We start from the raw sequence: 17,595 nt of genomic DNA on the forward strand, positions 1-17,595 counted from the left end.
TCACATTTCCTTCATCGGCCCGGCCGTCGCGGGCGCAAGGATGGCGCGGAAGGCTATCGGCTGCCCATCATGGACATTGTCGCGTCACTCATGCCGAAAGATCAGGGCATATTCGGCGACGCCAGACAGATCGAGGCGCTGGCGGGGTGTCCCCGGCCCTTATGGGGGACGTCGGAAACCACCTGCCGCACCGGGCCATATCGTTTGCGATATGAGGGCATGTCATGGAGTGGTTTCGACATGACGATCCTGAGTGTTAACGGTTCCCTAACGTAACATATCGTTCGTTCATGTAAATGAAGTAATGTGGCCGGGGTCTCGCTCCCCCGCGGCTTCCGGGGCGTCCCGGTCATGGACCAGTTGGCCGGCCACATAGGTTGCGCGGACGCTGCGGTCGTCCCCCAGCATCATCAGCACGAACAGCAGGTCTTCGATCGTTTCGCACTGTTCGGCACGCTGGGCCATCAGCGGCGTGGCGTGCGGATCGAGCACGCACAGATCGGCTTCCATGCCGGGGGCGATGGTGCCGATGCGGTCGTCCAGATACAGTGCGCGGGCGCCCCCGGCCGTGGCCAGCCAGAAGGCCTGGGCCGGATGCAGGCGCCGCCCGGTGGATTGCGCGACCTTGTAGGCTTCGTTGAGCGTCTGCAATTGCGACAGGCTGGTGCCGGCGCCGACATCGGTGCCCAGGCCCACGCGCACCGGCCGGCGCGGGTCGAGCGCGTCGAAGAGGCGGAAGGCGCCGCTGCCCAGGAACAGGTTGGACGTCGGGCAATGCGCCAATGCGCATCCGGCCGCATGGCAGGTATGGAATATGTCTTCATCGACATGCACGCCATGGCCCAGCACGCTGCGCGGCCCCACCAGGCCGGCATGAGCATAGACATCCAGATAGGAGGCACGCCGGGGAAAGAGGTGGCTGATCCATTCCACCTCGGCCAGGTTTTCCGACAGATGCGTCTGCATGAACAGGCCCTCGCGCTGGCGCAGCAGGCTGCCTGCGAGGTCGAGCTGCTCTTCAGTGCTGGTGGCGGCGAAGCGCGGGGTGACGGCATAGAGCTGCCGCCCGTGCTGGTGCCAGCGCTCGATCAGCGCCAGGGAATCGTCATAGCCGCCCTGGGGCGTGTCGCGCAGGTTGGCCGGTGCATTGCGGTCCATCAGTACCTTGCCCGCCACCATGCGGGTATTCAGGCGGGCCGATTCCGTAAAGAAGGCATCGACCGACTGGGGGTGGACGGTGCAGTACACCGCCGCGCTGGTGGTGCCGGCACGCAGCAGTTCCCGCAGGAAACGCCGCGCCACGCCGGCTGCGTAATCGGGGTCGGCAAAGCGGGCCTCGGTGGGAAATGTATAGCGCTCCAGCCATTCCAGAAGCTGTTCGCCATAGGCCGCGATCATGGGCAGTTGCGGGTAATGGACATGGGTGTCGACGAACCCGGCCGAAATGATGCCGTGGTGCCAGGTGGTGACCGGTGTATCGGGCGGCAGCGTGTCGCGCAGCGCATCGAAGGCGCCGAATCGCGTGATGTGTCCATCCTCGATCAGGATCAGGGCATCGGGCTCATGCACCAGCGCCCGCGCCGGATCGTCCAGGAAAGGATTGGTACCGAAGGTGACGGCGCGCCCCCGAAGGGCATGGCGGGCGGGTGCAGGGGGCAGGGACGGGATCATGATCGGGTACTCGGTCTGGTACGATCCGGCCAGTGTTGCCTGTTTTGCCCCGGTGGTGAAGGCGCGGTGCCCGTCAGGCTGGCGGCTGGGGACGATAGGACCGGGAGGTATCGAGAAACACAGCGTTGGCGTCCAGTTCGTTCGAAATGACCAGCAGATAGGCGATGGCGCGGGTCAGTTCGATGCGGGCGCCGATATTGGTCTCGCGCGCCTCGATGGCGCGCAGGCTGGCGACGGCGGTGCGCGCCGCGCGGGCGGTGCGGCCGTGCTTGCCGGTCAATTGCGCCATCCGCCGCAGCACCAGGAGCAGGGGGCGGCGCGCCTGGAGCGGCAATTGCTCTCGGGCCAGGACCGTCCGCACGCGGATGATGTTCAGCCCGATCGTCATGACCGACAGCGTGCCTTGCAGATAGGCTTCGATGGTGGGCGTGGGGGTGGGGCCGGCATGGCGGATCAGGCGGGCGAAACGGTCGGTGTTCAGCCCGATCCAGTCGTGGGTCTGCGGTATGGGCAGCGCCGAGGCCAGATGATGCAGGTCGTGCAGATTGCGCTCGCGCATGCGCAGGCGCTCCGCCTTGCTGCTGAAGGGCAGGACGGTGCGGAAGATCAGGACCGAGAAGCCGATGCTGGCCAGCAGCGAAAGTGAGGAATTGAAATAGGCGATCTCGTCCAGCCTTCCCTGGTTCGACGGCCCGATCAGGTTGGAGAGGAAGAGCGTATAGGATGCGGCAGCCCCCGCCGTTGCGGGATTGCGGGTCGCCAGGCCGCCGGCAATCATCGGGGGCGCCAGGCAGGCGGCCAGGATTTCGAAATCCGCCGGGTGCGGCAGGATCAGGACGACCAGGACGAACGAGACCCCGACCGCCCACACCGCGCCGAGCAGGAAGTTCATGGTGGCCAGGACCGGGTTTTCGCGCGTCGCGAACAGGCCGCAGGTCAGGGCGACCATGATGATGAAGGCCAGGCCGCTGGGCCAGGCGGTCACTTCCCAGATCAGGCCGGCGGACGTGATCGCGACGGCGGCGCGGATGCCGTTATGGGCCGCCTCCTTGAGGTCGCGATGCGATTTCAGGCGGAAATGGAAACGGTCGCCGCGGATGACGCGGTGACTGGCATCGAATTCCTCCAGCGCCTGCTGGAGTTCCGCCAGCAATTCCTCCAGCGCGCTGTGCAGGATGCGCCCATCCAGCAGTGCCTGGATCTCGGGGCTGTCGGGCGGGTGCTGGCCGTTGCTTTCCTCGGTCAGTGCATTGACGATCTGCTGGCGGCAGACGCCGCGCAGCGCGCGCAGGTCGGCCAGCACCGCCGGCAGGTCCTCGTCCTGTTTCAGGCGCGGTGGCAGGCCCTGAAGAAAGGTGCGTACCAGCAGCGAGGTTTCGGTAAAGCCCTGGTGTGCCGTGCCCAGCGCGCGCAGGCGCGCGGTCATGCCCAGGCCGCGCGACAGCAGCACCGATACCGTGGCCAGGGCGGCGCGGGCATGGTCGCCCTCATGCCCGTGGGGACCCATCTCGATCTCGCTGAACTCGATCTGGTCGTTGATGGTCAGGATGGTGCCGAACAGCGCGCGCGAGCGGACGAAAGCCTCCTCATTGCCGGCCAGCAGGTCGGCGATGGCGCCCGAGGTGCTGGTCAGGGCCGTCAGCAGTTTCTCGCGGATATTGCGGCGCGCGGTGTCGGCCAGGTTGTGGGACAGCAGGCCGGCGATCAGGCTTTCGCACGCAATGCCCAGTACGATGTAGGTCGAGCGCGACATGGCGATCATGAACACGTCGTTCGGGCTGCGCACCGCATCCAGCGCGATGATGGCGCAGGTGTAGCCCGACAGTACCAGCGCGTAGGAGCGGAAGTTGCGCACCAGGGTCGCCACGCCGCAGCACAGGCCGATCCAGATGCCGATGGCGGGAAAGAACAGCCACGGCGCCTGTGGAAACGCCGCGACCAGGGCGACGGCCGAAATGGCGCCGATGGCGGTGCCGACCAGGCGCCATCGCGCCTTCGACAGGCTTTCGCCGCGCGATCCCTGCGCCACGATCCAGACGGTCATCGGCGCCCATTGCGGATCGTCCAGTTCCATCCACATCGCCAGGATCAGCGACAGGATGGCCGCGGCGGTGGTGCGCAGCGCAAAGCCGACCGCCTCGGCCTTGGGGGCATACAGCCAGCGCAGATGGCTCAGCCGTCCGGCGCCCGGCGGGCGCAGGGAACGGGGGCGCCATGACAGAAGGCGTTCCAGCACGGTGAGGGCAAAGTCAGGGAAGGCGGGCACGGGGCGTGGAGTTTCCGGCGGCAGGGGCTATTACGCGACAGACTAGGTCAGGCATCTCCGGGACGATAGCCAGGCCGTGTATATCAGTCATAGACATCGGAAGTCGCATGGCGGGGACACCGCACGGAGGGAAGGATGACCGACCGATATTCCGCCGCGCATTCATGGGCGGACCTGCGGAACCGCGTGGTGGCCGGGGACTGGTTCCATGCCCCGTCGCCCGGCCGGCTGGAGCGGATGGAGGGCGGCCTGGTCGAAATCGGGGCCGATGGGCGGATTGTCGCAGTGTGCCATGCAGGCAGCGAAGGGCATCGCGCGATGGCGCGCGCGGCGGCGCGGGCGGGCCGGCTGGTGACGCTGGACGGGCTGATGATCCCGGGGCTGGTCGATCTGCATGTCCATGCGCCGCAATATCCGCAACTGGGCAAGGGGCTGGACCAGCCGCTGGAAGTCTGGCTGCAACGCTATACGTTCCCGCTGGAGGCGCGTTATGCCGACCGCCTGTTCGCCCGGCATGTCTATCGGCGCCTGGTGGCCGACCTGCTGGCGGGCGGCACCACCACGGCGCTGTATTTCGCCAGCCGGCATGTCGAAGCCACCTGTGAACTGGCCGATGCCTGCATCGCGGCCCGGCAACGGGCGCTGGTGGGGCGGGTGGTCATGGACAATCCCGGCCAGTGTCCGGACTTCTATCGTGACGCTTCGGTGGCCGAAGGGCTGGCGGCCACCCGGGCGGTCGCGGCACATATTGAATCCCACCCGGCCAATGACGGATGGGTGCGGCCGGTGGTGACCCCGCGCTTCCTGCCTTCCTGCACCGACGACATGCTGCGCGCGCTCGGGGATCTGGCCGGGGAATGCGGCTGCCATGTCCAGACCCATTGCGCGGAAAGCGACTGGGCGCGCGATTACGGCCAGGCCCGTTTCGGGCACAGCGATGTCGAGACACTGGACCGTTTCGGCCTGCTGACCCGCCATACCGTGCTGGCCCATAGCAATTTCATCACCGGGTCGGACATGGACCTGATGGCCCGGCGGGGTGCCGCGGTGGCGCATTGTCCGCTGTCGAACGCCTGGTTCGCCAATGCGGTCTTTCCGCTGCGCGCCGCACTGGAAAAAGGTGTGCGGGTTGGGCTGGGGACCGACATTGCGGGTGGCCCTTCGGCATCGATGATGGGGGCGATGCGCATGACGGTCGCCGCCTCGCGCATGCTGCGCGACGGTGTCGATCCCGACCGGCCGGCGGCGGAACGCGGCCGGCCGGGCAGCGATGTGGACATGATCACGGCTTTTCATCTGGCCACGGCCGGGGGCGGCGACGCGCTGGACCTGCCGGTGGGGCGGTTTGCCCCCGGCCAGCATTTCGACGTGCTGCGCATCGACCCCGACGCGCCCCTGGGCACCATGCGGCTATGGGGCGACGAGAGTGACGAGGACCTGCTGGCGACGGCGCTCTATACGGCGTCGCGGGCCAATATGACCCATGTATGGACCGGCGGGCTGCAAACAGGGCAGGCCTAGCCGGGCTGGGCCGCCAGCAGGCGTTCGACCTCGGGCCGGGTCGGGGCTGCTTCGGCGGCACCCTTGCGCGTCGTGGCCAGGGCTCCGCAGGCGGCGGCGTAGCGCGTGGCGCCCGCCAGATCCATGCCGGATGACAGCGCGACCGCCAGGCCGCCATTGAAGCAGTCCCCGGCCGCCGTGCTGTCGATGGGGACGACGGCAAAGGGTGGCACGAAGCCTTGGCCGGATGCGTCGGAATACAGCACACCCCGCGCCCCCAGCTTGACGATGGCGCGCCGCAGCCCCAGCCGGTGCAGCTTGTCGGCGGCGAGGCGTGCGCTGTCCGCATTGTGCGGGCGCAGGCCGGTCAGGCGTTCGGTCTCGGTCTCGTTGGGCGTCATCAGTTCGGCGAGCGCAAACAACTCGGCGTCCAGCCCGTCTTCGGGCACCGGGGCCGGGTCGAGAATCAGCCGCGCCCCGACCTGCGCGATCGCCCGCGCGGCGGCGCGCAGCGTGTCCATCGGAATTTCGCATTGCGTCAGCACGATCGCGCCCGGTGTCAGCAGGGGCGACAGGCGGGCGATATCGGTGGCGTCGATGGTCATGTTGGCGCCGCCCACGACGACGATCGTGTTTTCGCCGCCCGAGTCGGTGCAGATCATCGCGAGTCCCGTCAGATCGGCCGCCGAACGATACAGGTCGTCGGGCGCGACACCGTGCCGCCGCAGCGCCGCTGCCGCGAAATCGGCCAGCGGATCGTCCCCCGTCCGGCCGACAAGCCGGACATCCGCGCACAGCCGCGCCGCCGCCACCGCCTGGTTGGCACCCTTGCCGCCCAGGCCCAGCCCGGCATCCCGCGCATGGAGGGTTTCCCCTGGAACGGGAAAGTGATTCAGTCGCGCGCTGACGTCGATATTGACGCTGCCGAATACGAAGATTGGGGATTTATTACTTCCTGTTACGAACACCGGCGCCTCGTTCCCGTTAAAAATTTAAAATGTTTTTGTAAGAATTATTTGTCTTCGCTATCATTTCAAGATATTTATGATAATGAAGCGGTGCGAATCGCTGACGTCGTAAGAAGTCATAATAACAGGATGGAATTTCGGTATGTCGGAAATCGAGCAGGGTGCATCTTTGTTGGAACTCACGGCGCAGATCGTGTCGGCGCATGTTTCGAACAACAGCGTGGTCGCCGATGGCGTGCCTGATCTGATCCGGCAGGTCTACCAGGCGCTGACCTCTCTCGGCCAGGCCGCGCCGGAGCCCGAGAAGCTGCAGCCCGCGGTGCCGATCAAGCGTTCGGTCTTCCCGGACTACATCGTCTGTCTCGAGGACGGAAAGAAGTTGAAGATGCTCAAGCGGCATCTCCAGAGCGCCTATGGCATGACGCCGGAGCAGTATCGCGAGCGCTGGGGCCTGCCGACCGATTATCCGATGGTCGCCCCGAACTATGCCGAGCGCCGCTCCACCCTGGCGCGGGAAATCGGTCTGGGCCGCAAGATCACCGCGACGGTGGAAGAAGCGCCGGCCGACAACGGTGCGGCCGCCAAGCCGGCCCGGCGCGGGCGCAAGGCCGCCGCGCCGCAGGAGTAACGGTGCGGTTCGCGTCGCGGCCGGGCCGGAGGCCCCATGGCTGATCCCGATCTGGTGGTGGACCGGCTGCGCCTGCGCCGCCGGTTGCTGTTCTGGCGGGTGGGGGCGGTCGCCGCGTTCGTCCTCGCCTGGCTGGGGCTCGGCGGTCATGCGCTGTTCCATCATGGCGCCCTGATCGGTGTCGACCATCTGGCGCGGGTGCGGGTGTCCGGCATCATCGGGTCGGACAATCGCAAGCTGATCGACCTGATCGACCGTGCCGCGAAGGCGGACACGGTGCGGGGCCTGGTGCTGTCGGTCGACAGTCCGGGCGGTTCGGTCAGCGGCGGCGAGGCCCTGCATGATGCGGTGGCCCGTTTTGCCGCGCGCAAGCCGGTCGTGGTGACGATGGGCGGAGTCGCGGCGTCGGCGGGGTACATGATCTCGGTTCCGGCGCAGCGCATCTTTGCCAGCCAGTCGACCCTGACCGGATCGATTGGGGTGATCATGCAGGCGCCGGATGTCTCCGGCCTGCTGGACCGGGTGGGCGTTCGCGTGGACGAACTGGTTTCCGGCCCGATGAAGGGGCAACCTTCGGTCGTTCAGCCGCTTTCGCCCGAGGGGCGGCAGATGCTGCAGGGCGTGGTGGCGGATCTGTTCGACCAGTTTGTCACGATGGTGGCCGACGGGCGGCATATGCCGGTCGACCGGGTGCGATCGCTGGCCGATGGCCGCCCCTATACCGGCCGGCAGGCGCTGCCGCTTGGACTGATCGACCAGATCGGGACCGAACGCGATGCCGTGACCTGGTTGGCGCGGAGGCTGCACCTGTCCGAGACGGTTCCGGTTCTCGATCTGAAGGTCCCGGCCGACCGGGACTGGATTCCGCGGCTGACGCGCAGCATGCTCGGTGTCATTCTTGGTGAGGAATGGGCGGGATCTGTGGTATCGCAAGGTGTTGCGCTCGACGGAGCGGTTGCGCTCTGGAAACCTTGAATCGAAACGGGACAAGACGGATGACCAAATCGGAGCTGATTGCCGAACTGGCTGCGGCCAATCCGCATCTTCTCGGCCGCGATGTCGAACTGATCGTTCAGACGATTTTCAGCGAGATCAGCGCGGCGCTGGCCCGGGGCGACCGGGTGGAGCTGCGCGGATTCGGCGCGTTCACGGTCAAGAAGCGCGATGCCCGTACCGGCCGCAACCCCCGCACCGGCGAGATGGTGGCGGTGGACGAAAAGGTTGTCCCCTTCTTCAAGGCGGGCAAGGAACTGCGTGAACGCGTCAATGGCGGCGTCGAACCCGGCGCCGACTGATCGTTCCGGCCTGGCGATCGCGGGACGGGACGTGTCCTGTGTGTCTGATAGAATGTTCTTGATATGTTCTGACTGCCGCTGCTACGAATCCTTCTCCACGAGCGGTGCCGGACCGCGGAGGTGCGTAAGGGTGCGGGACGTAATCTCTGGACTTCTTGTTGTGTGCGTTGCGGTGTCGTGTGTTGCCGTGCCGGCATGTGCCGGCACCCGCCATGCGCCGCATCATCATCGTCGCACGGGGCTGGCAGCCCATCTCTGCGCGTCTCATGACGCCGTGATCGGGACCCATGGCCACCGGCTGCGTGCCATCGGCCGTCGGCAATATTTCGCCCCGATCGGGCAGGCCATGTATTATCGCGACAAAGCCCACCGCTGCCAGCTTGGCCGCACCGCCCGCCGGCATAGCTGACAGGGCAGGGCCGCCAGCGGCCGAGGTCGTGGTTTTCTTACGCTCTGGCGCAAGGCCAAGACCCGCAGCCATGAAACATGGCGCACACAACGCTTCGGTTTGACAACCGATGAGAGACCCGGTTGGGAAATGTGGGCTGGTGAGCGAGAGCGGCCCGGAACGGACCGCGCCCGGCATGTGTTTTCGAGCACCGGAGCGCAGAAAACGCGCGTCGGATCGCCGCCAGCGCGCATTTCCCAACCGGGTCTCGGCTTAGAGGGGGCGGTGGGCGCGCTCGATCAGCCGCCGCCACACCGAGCGGGCTTGGGCCAACACGGGGTTAGGCTGCGCGGCTGGGGTGGAAACGGCCTTGCGGGCCCCTTCCTTGCGGGCCAGCCAATTATCGAGGCTGACGCCTGCCTTCGCGGCCCGGCGGGCTTCGTAGGCCTGCTTTCCCGGGCCGCTTGCCGGCTTGTCGCGACTGCTCATCGGTGCTGCGCTTCCTTGCGGGCGTTGCACCGCCTAATGGCGGGCATTGATTTCCGACAGCAGGAAGTCGCGGAACACGGCGACGCGCTTCGATGTCCGCAATTCTTCCGGATAGACGAAATAGGCATCGACCGTCGGCAGGGGAACGTCGGGCAGGATCTTGACCAGGTTCGCATGCGGTCCGGTCGCGTAAAGCGGCACCGAGCCAATGCCGACCCCGGCCGCGATGGCCGATGCCATTGCCGGCAGGCTGTTGACCTCAAGCCGGGCGGCCCGCTTCTCGTCCGACGGCACGCCGGCTTCCGCCAGCCAGTTGATGTGCGGGACGGGCGGATGATAGCCGCCGAACAGCACCAGCTTGTGGGCCGACAACTCGTCCAGGGTCTGGGGGGTGCCGAATTCTTCCAGATAGCTGGGGGAGGCATAGATCGGCAGCGGGAAATCCGCGAGGTGGCGCTGGATCAGGTCGGGCTGGCGCGGCGGATGCATGCGGACGGCCACATCGGCCTCGCGCATGCCCAGATCCAGGTCGTTATCCTCCAGGATTAACGTAATCGTGATGTCCGGATTGGTTTCCATGAAGCGATGCAGGCGCGGCGTCAGCCAACAGGTGCCGAAACCCGTCGTTGTGGTCACGCGCAGGCGGCCGGCGGCCTTCTCCTTGCTTTCGGTCAGCAGGGACTGCGTCATCGCCAGTTTCGAGAAGACTTCCCGCACCGTCTGGTTCAGGGTCTCGCCCTGTTCTGTCAGGATCAGGCCACGGGCATGGCGGTGGAACAGCGGAACCTGAAGCGCTTCTTCCAGGGCCGAAATCTGTCGCGAGACGGCAGACTGGCTGAGGTTGAGTACGTCGCCCGCATGCGTGAACGAACCGGCTTCGGCCACCGCATGAAAAATACGGAGTTTGTCCCAGTCCAATGTACGCTCCGATCCTGACAGGAGGAATTGTGAAACCAATGTTACTTTTGGTGACCGAAACGGGCCGTCCGGTCAAGGATTTGATGGGGAGTCAGCCCGGGATTCCAGCCAGGAAACGTTCCGCTTCCAGCGCGGCCATGCAGCCGGTGCCGGCGGCCGTGATGGCCTGGCGATAGATCTTGTCCTGAACATCGCCGGCCGCGAAGACACCGGGCACCGATGTCCGGGTTCCGCCGGGGTTGGTGACGATATAGCCCTCGTCATCGGTCTCGACCTGGCCACGGAAAATGTCCGTGTGCGGCGCATGGCCGATGGCGACGAACACGCCGTCGACCGACAGATCTTCATGCGCGCCGGTCGTGGTGTCGCGCAGGGTGATGCCGGTGACGACGGGCGGCTCGCCGTCCGCGACGATCTCCTCGGTCACGCGGTTCCACTTCACCGTGATCTTGGGGTGCGCGAACAGCCGGTCCTGCAGGATCTTCTCGGCGCGCAGGCTGTCGCGCCGGTGGATCAGGAACACATGTTCGGCATGATGGGTCAGGTAGAGCGCTTCCTCGACCGCCGTATTGCCGCCGCCGATGACGGCCACGGTGCGACCGCGATAGAAAAACCCGTCGCAGGTGGCGCAGGCCGAGACCCCGGCGCCCTGATATTGGGCTTCGCCGGGAATGCCCAGCCACTTCGCCTGTGCCCCGGTCGCGATCACCACCGAGCGGGCCAGGTAGACATCGCCCGAATCGCCGACCAGGCGGAAGGGTTCGCCCGCCTTGCGCCCCACCAGCGCGCATTCCGTGATGATGTCGTGGATGATCCGCGTTCCGACATGGGCGGCCTGGGCGGCCATCTGCTCCATCAGCTCGGGGCCCTGGATGCCTCGGGCGAAACCCGGATAGTTTTCCACGTCCGTCGTGATCATCAGCTGGCCGCCGGGCTGGAGGCCGGCAACCAGAATCGGCTTCAGGTTGGCGCGGGCGGCGTAGATGGCGGCGGTGTAGCCGGCGGGGCCGGCCCCGATCACGAGCAGGTCGGTGGAATGGGTATGGGTCATGGACTCGGCACAGGTCTGTTCAAGCTGCATGGGATATGGCCGTGTGGCGCGCCAGGCACAAGCCATGTGGGGATCTGGATGCTCTTTTCGGCGAGGGGCGCATGCCGTATCCTGAAGGCTTGATATTCTGGGACGGACAAAACTGACGTGATGGATCTGGATGCGATTGACCGTCGGATCGTAGCGGAACTCCAGGCGGATGGCCGCATGACCAACGTGGAACTCGCGCGTCGGGTTGGCATTTCCGCCCCACCATGCCTGCGGCGTGTGCGCCGGCTGGAGGAGGAAGGGCTGATCCGCGGCTATCATGCCGACACCGACGCGGCCCTGCTGGGATGGACGATCACGCTGTTTGCCCTGATCGGGCTGGACAGCCAGAAGGAAGCGGTCCTGACCGCCTTCGAGTCCCAGGTCGCCGGATGGCCGGAGGTGCGGGAGTGCCACATGATCCGCGGCGGCGGCGATTTCCTGGTCCGGCTGGTGGCGCGCGACGCCGCGCATGAAAACCAGCTGACCCGGCGCCTGACCGAAAGCCCGCATGTCAGCCGGGTCCAGACATTGCAGACCATCCGCACCTCGCTCAGCCGCGCCGGGGTGCCGGTGCAGCCACTGGCCCAGCCTTTCGGCGACACAGACGGCGCATGACCCAGGTCCGGGGCCAGGCCGGCCCCGTGTGGGGGGATGACGCCGGAGTTGCGGGCGGGGCCGGCCTGGCGCGTCCGGCGGCGGATATCAGCATCGTGGTGCCCTGCTACAATGAGCGCGCCAATGTGCGCCCCCTGGTCGCGGCGCTGTACCAGGCCCTGGCGGGGCGGGCGTGGGAGGTCATCTTCGTTGATGACAGCTCGCCCGACGGCACGATCGACGAGGTGCGGGCCCTGGCGGAAAGCGATGGCCGCGTGCGCGGATTGCTGCGCGTGGGGCGGCGCGGCCTGTCGTCGGCGGTGATCGAGGGCGTGCTGTCCTCCTCGGCACGGATCGTCGCCGTCATGGATGGCGACATGCAGCACGACGAATCGTGCCTGGGGCGGCTGATCGACGCCGTGGCACGTGACGGGTACGACATCGCGGTCGGCAGCCGCCATGTGGCCGGCGGCGACAATGCGGGGCTGGCCAATGGCTGGCGGACCTTCCTCTCCGACTCCGGCATCCGCCTGGTGCAGATGATCCTGCCGGTGCGGCTGGGCGATCCGATGAGCGGATTCTTCGCCATGCGCCGCGATCTGTTCGAACGCACGGTGCCGCGCCTGTCGGGCACCGGCTTCAAGATCCTGCTGGATGTGTTCCTGTCCGCGCCCCAGCGGCCACGGGTGCTGGAGGTGCCGTTCGTCTTCCGCCCCCGTGCGGCGGGCGAGAGCAAGCTGGACATCCTGGTACTGATGCAGTTCGTAGCGATGCTGGCGGACAAGATCTGCCGGGGGTTCCTGCCGACCCGGTTCATCGCGTTCTCGCTGGTCGGGCTGGTCGGCATTCTGGTCAATCTGGCGGTGCTGGATATCGGGCGGCGTTTCGGGGCCGATTTCACCACCAGCCAATGGCTGGGCACATTGGTCGCCATGGTGACGAATTTCTGGATGAACAACGCGCTGACCTATCGCGACCGGCGGCTGCGCGGCGCGCGGATGTGGCTGGGGCTGGGGCTGTTCATGATCATCTGTTCGGCCGGGGCCGTCGCCGATGTCGGCATCGCACGGGCGATCTTCAGCCGTGACGGGGAATGGCGCCTGGCCGGGGCGGCCGGGGCGGCGATCGCGGTGGTGTGGAATTACGCCGTTTCATCGACCCTGATCTGGCGCGTGCGATGACGGGCGCCAGGGGACTGGGCGGGCCCGACCTGTCGCGATGGGGCCTGGCCCTCCTCGGGGTGACGGTACTGCGCGTGATCGTGGCCGCGTGGACGCCCCTGTCGCCGGACGAGGCCTATTACTGGGTCTGGTCCCGTGCGCTGGCGCCGGGCTATCTGGACCATCCCCCGATGGTGGCGCTGTGGATCCGCGTGGGCACGGCCCTGCTGGGAGACGGCCCCCTGGGCGTGCGCCTGCTGGCCCCGCTCTCGGCAGCGATCGGCACGCTGTTCCTAGTTGTGGCGGCGCGCGACCTCGGCCAGGGCGACGGGCCACCGGCCGGCCGGATGGTGCGGGCGGGGCTGCTACTGAACGCCACGCTGGCGCTGGGCATCGGCGCCGTGACCATGACCCCGGATACGCCGCTGCTGTTCTTCGTGACGCTGGCGCTGTGGGCGCTGGGCCGGCTGCTGGCCACGGGTCGGGGGGTATGGTGGCTGGTGCTGGGGGCAGTGCTCGGCCTGGCCTGCGACAGCAAATATACGGCCGTGCTGCCCGGTGGCGGGCTGGCGCTGTGGTGCCTGTGCAGCCGGTTCGGCCGGGCGTGGCTGCGCACGCCCTGGCCCTGGTGCGGTGTGGTGCTGGCCGCGATCCTGTTCCTGCCGGTCATCGGCTGGAACCACGCGCATCACTGGGCCAGCTTCGTGCGTCAGGGCGGTCGGGCAGGGGATTGGCGGCCGGCGCGGGCCGTGCAGTTCCTGTCGGAACTGGCAGGGGGGCAGATCGGCCTGATGACGCCGCTGATCGCGCTGGGGTTCGGCGGCGGAATGTGGCGGGCCTGGCACCGTGCCGGGCGCGATCCGGGGGCAGCGGTGCTGCTGTGGTGGATCGTGCCGTCGGCGCTCGTGTTCGTGCAGCACGCGCTGGGCGATCGGGTGCAGGCCAACTGGCCGGTGCTGCTCTATCCTGCCATGGCGGTACTCGCCGCTTCGCCCGCCTGGCGCTTCTGGCGCGCGGGAACGGTCCTGGGGTTTGCGCTGACGCTGCTGGTCTATGTCCAGTCCACCCTGGCGCCCGTTTCGCTGTCGCCGCATCTGGACATTACCCTGCGGCAGATGGCCGGCTGGCAGGACCTGGCGCGCAAGGTCGATGCCCTGGTGGCCCCCGGCGACATGGTGGCGGCCGACGAATACGGGCTGGCGGCGGAACTGGCCCTGGCCCTGCCACGCCGGACAGTGATCGGGATCGAGCCGCGCTGGGCGCTGTTCGACCTACCGCGCCCGGTGGGGGGCAGTGGTATCTTCCTGTGCAGCGTCCGGCGGCTGCGCGACCTCGATCTGTCGCCTTTCAGCAGCGCCACGCGGATCGGCACCGTGGAGCGGGCACGCAAGGGCAGGGTTGCCGAACGCTATGCCGTCTTCCGTGTCACGCTGGCGCCCGGCCCGCTCGCCGGCGCAGCCCGCCTGTCGGCTGGGGAGGAATAGAGCGTCGTTATGGCGCCGCGCTGTCCAGTGTGCCGCGCACCAGCTCCATCAGCGCGCGGACCCGGAATGGCTTTTCCAACGTAGGGATCGGCGCGAGGGTGGCCAGGCGGGCCGGGTCACCGCTGATGGCGATCAGGGGGATGCCCCCCGCCTTCAGTCGGGCGATCAGGCGATCTGGCGGGCCGTCGGGCAGGGACAGGTCGATGATGGCCAGGTCGATCGGCCCCTGTTCCACTGCGTTCATGGCCGATTGCACGCCCGGACAGGCGGTGACGCGCAGGTCGGATGCCTCCAGCGCCGTGCAGATCAGGTCGGCGATGGCGGATTCGTCCTCGACCAGCAGGATATGGCGGCCAGATATCATGATGCATGGTCCTGTGCGGGGATGAGGCGACGGGGATCGCCCCCGGGGACGGGCCAGGGGGCGGCCCCCCGTTCGGAAAGCGCCAGGGTGCCCAGTTCCAGCAGGCCGGGGCTCATGCGCTCCGGGTTGGCCCGGATCTGGTCGAGGGTGAACCAGCCCGTGGCTACCGCGTCATCGGCAGCCTGGATGTCGGTCTGGCCGGAATCGGCGCAGTGCACGACGGTGATGACGTAATGAAAGCGCAACTGCCCGTCGGGTGCCCGGTCCAGCACGTCGAATGCCGTCAGCACGCCCTGGGCCCGGGTGACGAACCCGGTTTCCTCGCGCAGTTCGCGTTCGGCCGCCTGGAACAGGGTCTCGCCATGTTCGATCCGGCCGCCGGGAAAGCCCCATAGCCCCTGATCCGGCGGGTTGGCGCGCCGGATCAGCAGCAGGCGCGCGTCACGGACAACAACGGCCAGGATGGCGGCCGACACGGTGGAGGAAGCAGTCATGCGGTAATCTTAACCGCATGCCTGCCTCCGGCGCCACCATGCCGGGGCGCCGCAAAGCCTGGCCGGACATGTGGGTTGACGAGCGAGAGCGGCCCGGAACCGGCCGCGCCCGGCGTGTGTTTCCGAGCCTCGGAGCGGAGCGGCCTTGATGGCCGCGAGCACCGAAGCACAGGAAACGCGCGCCAGATCGCCGCCAGCGCGCATGTCCGGCCACGCTGTCAGGGGACGACCGGCAGCCAGATGGCCGTCGACTGCTCACCACCCCGATGGATTGTCTGGGTGGCGGTCACATAATCATGCGGCGTGGCACGCAGCACGTTGGGGACGAAGGTCTGCGGATTGCGGTCGTAGAGCGGGAACAGCGAGGACTGGATCTGCACCATGATCCGGTGCCCCGGCTTGAACACGTGGTTGACCGCCGGCAGCGTGAAGCGATAGCGCGCCGTCGCGTTGGCTACCGCGGCCACAGAATGGTCGAACCCTTCACGGTAGCGGCCACGGAAGATGTCCATCGACACGGCCAGTTCGTATCCGCCCATTTCCGGCCGGTCGCCGTCGGTGGCGGGCATCACGTCGATCAGCTTCACCACCCAGTCGGAATCGGTGCCGCTGGTCGCCGCGAACAGGTCGGCCACCGGCACGCCGCTGACGCGGACGGACTTGGTCAGGACCGGCGTTTCATAGGTCAGCACGTCCGGGCGGCTTTCGGCCGGCCGCTGGTCCTGGACCAGCCAGGTCTTCCAGCGCGGTGAATCCTCCGCGAAATTGAACGGACGCTGCACGAACGGCACCGGATGCGCCGGGTCGGACACGTAGGAATCCTGTCCGGTGGCGGGGTGGTCGAACGACAGGCTGTAGCCGGCCTGCAGGTACAGCGGCTTCAGCTTCTGGTCGCAGCTCTTGTCGTCACACGCCAGGGGCCAGTGCGGGAAGCGGTCCCAATGGTTCTCGCCGGAATTGTAGATGATGGCTTCCGGCAGATGAACCTCGGGCGAGCCGGGGCGCAGATACTGGTTGAAGAAGGGCAGCAGCACCTCGGCGCGGAATTGATGCGCGGTGTCCCCGTTCCAGTGCAGCGGGCCCAGTTCCGACCCGTCGTAATTGACCTGGCTGTGGCGCCAGGGGCCCATCACCAGCACGTTGGGCACGTTCGGGCTGGTCGCCTTCAGCGCCTGCCAGGAATGGATGGCGCCCCACATGTCTTCCTGATCCCACAGCCCCTGTTCCCAGATGGTGGGAACGGTCAGCGGGTGGCGGGTGATCAGCTTGTCCAGCGCCTGGTCCTGCCAGAAGGAATCATAGTCCGGATGGGCCAGCATGCGCTGCCACCACGGAAACTGGTCCAGCCCGGCGGCGGAGGCGAACTGGGCGGCCGAGCCTGCGCGCAGGAAGTTGGTGTAGTCGTCGCGATCGACGCGGGGGATTGAGGAGCCGGAGCCACGCACCGTCATCTGGTCGGTGAAATAGTCCAGTCCGCCCTGGCGGAAGGCGCCGTAATGGTACCAGTCGTCGCCCATCCAGCCATCGACCATCGGGCTTTCCGGGGCCGCGACCTTCAGCGCCGGGTGCGGGTTCAGCAGCGCCATGACGACCGTGAAGCCTTCATAGGACGAGCCCAGCATGCCCACGCGCCCGTTGGACTGCGGCAGATTGTGGACCAGCCAGTCGATCGTGTCCCACGCATCGGTGACTTCGTCGGTATGGGTGGGGTTCAGCGGGCCGCGCACCGGGCGCGTCATGACGTAATCGCCCTCCGACCCGTATTTGCCGCGAATGTCCTGGAACACGCGGATATAGCCGGATTCCACGAACACATCGTCGCCCTGGGGCAGTAGCGCGCGCATGGTCGGCGCATCCTCGACCCGGTTGAGGCGCTTCGAGGCATGATAGGGCGTGCGCGTCAGCAGGATCGGCGCATCATGGGCGTCGCGCGGGATTACGATCACCGTATGCAGCTTCACCCCGTCGCGCATCGGGATCATGATCTCGCGCTTGACGTAATCGCGCGCGGCGGTGGGGAAGGTGACGTGGGCGGGAATGTCGCTGCCCGTCTGCACCGTCAGGGACGATGCGGCCGTCGGCGCCGCCGGAGGGGCGGCATGGCCCAGACTGCTGATCAGGCCGAGGGCGGTCGCAAAGGCGATCGCCCCGCCCGGGCGATGGAAGGGAAGGGTCAAACCAGGCGCTCCTGCTCTATCCGTCATGGCGGAGATGTCATGCTTTTCGCGTGGTCGACCATGTCGCAACCGGATGGATCAGGCAACCGCCCATCATCCCGGCGCAAGGCGTTCGGCA

General features: G+C 67.2%; 17 protein-coding genes. 8 read left to right on the forward strand and 9 right to left on the reverse strand.

From position 1 onward, the window contains the following. Nucleotides 1-288: 288 nt before the first annotated feature. The gene (guaD, locus tag HLH35_RS13250) at nt 289-1,671 is read right to left on the reverse strand and encodes a guanine deaminase (RefSeq protein WP_182979584.1); all 1,383 of its coding nucleotides are present in this window, start codon (nt 1,669-1,671) and stop codon (nt 289-291) included. A 73-nt stretch (nt 1,672-1,744) separates the two neighbouring features. After that, nucleotides 1,745-3,937: an FUSC family protein gene (locus HLH35_RS13255; protein ID WP_182979585.1), complete on the reverse strand. Its 2,193-nt coding sequence runs from the start codon at nt 3,935-3,937 to the stop codon at nt 1,745-1,747. 135 nt (nt 3,938-4,072) lie between these two features. Here HLH35_RS13255 and HLH35_RS13260 point away from each other — a divergent pair, with 135 nt between their 5' ends. After that, on the forward strand, nt 4,073-5,458 hold the full coding sequence (locus tag HLH35_RS13260) for an amidohydrolase family protein (RefSeq protein ID WP_182979586.1): 1,386 nt from the start codon (nt 4,073-4,075) through the stop codon (nt 5,456-5,458). On the opposite strand, the gene HLH35_RS13265 is transcribed toward HLH35_RS13260, so the two are convergent. Further along, on the reverse strand, nt 5,455-6,405 hold the full coding sequence (locus tag HLH35_RS13265; RefSeq protein ID WP_182979587.1) for a PfkB family carbohydrate kinase: 951 nt from the start codon (nt 6,403-6,405) through the stop codon (nt 5,455-5,457). The genes HLH35_RS13260 and HLH35_RS13265 overlap by 4 nt on opposite strands. A 142-nt stretch (nt 6,406-6,547) precedes the next feature. On the opposite strand from HLH35_RS13265, the gene HLH35_RS13270 reads away from it, so the two are divergent. From HLH35_RS13270 to HLH35_RS13285, 4 genes are all read left to right on the forward strand, one after another. Next, entirely contained in the window at nt 6,548-7,033 is a 486-nt protein-coding gene (locus HLH35_RS13270; protein WP_182968904.1) for a MucR family transcriptional regulator, read from the forward strand. Nucleotides 7,034-7,069: 36 nt separating this feature from the next. After that, the gene (gene sppA / locus HLH35_RS13275; RefSeq protein WP_182979588.1) at nt 7,070-8,008 is read left to right on the forward strand and encodes a signal peptide peptidase SppA; all 939 of its coding nucleotides are present in this window, start codon (nt 7,070-7,072) and stop codon (nt 8,006-8,008) included. Between the two features lie 20 nt (nt 8,009-8,028). Beyond that, a complete protein-coding gene (gene ihfB, locus HLH35_RS13280; protein ID WP_182968902.1) occupies nt 8,029-8,328 on the forward strand; it encodes an integration host factor subunit beta in 300 nt (99 codons plus the stop codon). Nucleotides 8,329-8,458: 130 nt separating this feature from the next. After that, a complete protein-coding gene (locus HLH35_RS13285) occupies nt 8,459-8,737 on the forward strand; it encodes a hypothetical protein (RefSeq protein ID WP_182979589.1) in 279 nt (92 codons plus the stop codon). Nucleotides 8,738-8,989: 252 nt separating this feature from the next. On the opposite strand, the gene HLH35_RS13290 is transcribed toward HLH35_RS13285, so the two are convergent. The 3 genes from HLH35_RS13290 to trxB all read right to left on the reverse strand — a co-directional run bounded on the left by HLH35_RS13290 (nt 8,990) and on the right by trxB (nt 11,174). Next, nucleotides 8,990-9,205 carry a hypothetical protein gene (locus HLH35_RS13290; protein WP_182979590.1) on the reverse strand — a complete coding sequence of 72 codons (216 nt, stop codon included), beginning with the start codon at nt 9,203-9,205 and terminating at the stop codon, nt 8,990-8,992. 33 nt (nt 9,206-9,238) lie between these two features. After that, on the reverse strand, nt 9,239-10,123 hold the full coding sequence (locus tag HLH35_RS13295; RefSeq protein WP_182979591.1) for a LysR family transcriptional regulator: 885 nt from the start codon (nt 10,121-10,123) through the stop codon (nt 9,239-9,241). A gap of 91 nt (nt 10,124-10,214) precedes the next feature. Further along, entirely contained in the window at nt 10,215-11,174 is a 960-nt protein-coding gene (gene trxB / locus HLH35_RS13300; protein WP_182979631.1) for a thioredoxin-disulfide reductase, read from the reverse strand. Between the two features lie 150 nt (nt 11,175-11,324). Between trxB and HLH35_RS13305 the strand changes: the two genes are divergently transcribed. The 3 genes from HLH35_RS13305 to HLH35_RS13315 are packed head-to-tail and all read left to right on the forward strand — an operon-like array spanning nt 11,325 to nt 14,442. Then, nucleotides 11,325-11,819 carry an Lrp/AsnC family transcriptional regulator gene (locus HLH35_RS13305; RefSeq protein ID WP_182968844.1) on the forward strand — a complete coding sequence of 165 codons (495 nt, stop codon included), beginning with the start codon at nt 11,325-11,327 and terminating at the stop codon, nt 11,817-11,819. Further along, a complete protein-coding gene (locus HLH35_RS13310) occupies nt 11,816-12,979 on the forward strand; it encodes a glycosyltransferase (protein ID WP_182979592.1) in 1,164 nt (387 codons plus the stop codon). Before HLH35_RS13305 ends, HLH35_RS13310 begins: the two co-directional genes overlap by 4 nt. Then, nucleotides 12,934-14,442 (forward strand): ArnT family glycosyltransferase, encoded by a 1,509-nt coding sequence (locus tag HLH35_RS13315; RefSeq protein WP_338029348.1) that lies wholly within the window; start codon nt 12,934-12,936, stop codon nt 14,440-14,442. The genes HLH35_RS13310 and HLH35_RS13315 overlap by 46 nt, the downstream gene beginning before the upstream one ends. 7 nt (nt 14,443-14,449) lie before the next feature. On the opposite strand, the gene HLH35_RS13320 is transcribed toward HLH35_RS13315, so the two are convergent. From HLH35_RS13320 to HLH35_RS13330, 3 genes are all read right to left on the reverse strand, one after another. Beyond that, a complete protein-coding gene (locus HLH35_RS13320; RefSeq protein ID WP_182979593.1) occupies nt 14,450-14,806 on the reverse strand; it encodes a response regulator in 357 nt (118 codons plus the stop codon). After that, the gene (locus HLH35_RS13325; protein WP_182979594.1) at nt 14,803-15,300 is read right to left on the reverse strand and encodes an NUDIX hydrolase; all 498 of its coding nucleotides are present in this window, start codon (nt 15,298-15,300) and stop codon (nt 14,803-14,805) included. Before HLH35_RS13325 ends, HLH35_RS13320 begins: the two co-directional genes overlap by 4 nt. A gap of 218 nt (nt 15,301-15,518) precedes the next feature. Beyond that, nucleotides 15,519-17,477, reverse strand: a complete 1,959-nt coding sequence (locus HLH35_RS13330) for a CocE/NonD family hydrolase (protein ID WP_408870127.1) — start codon at nt 17,475-17,477, stop codon at nt 15,519-15,521. Nucleotides 17,478-17,595: the final 118 nt, after the last annotated feature.

The sequence above is a fragment of the Gluconacetobacter asukensis genome (genome assembly GCF_014174375.1).
Classification (GTDB): domain Bacteria; phylum Pseudomonadota; class Alphaproteobacteria; order Acetobacterales; family Acetobacteraceae; genus Gluconacetobacter; species Gluconacetobacter asukensis.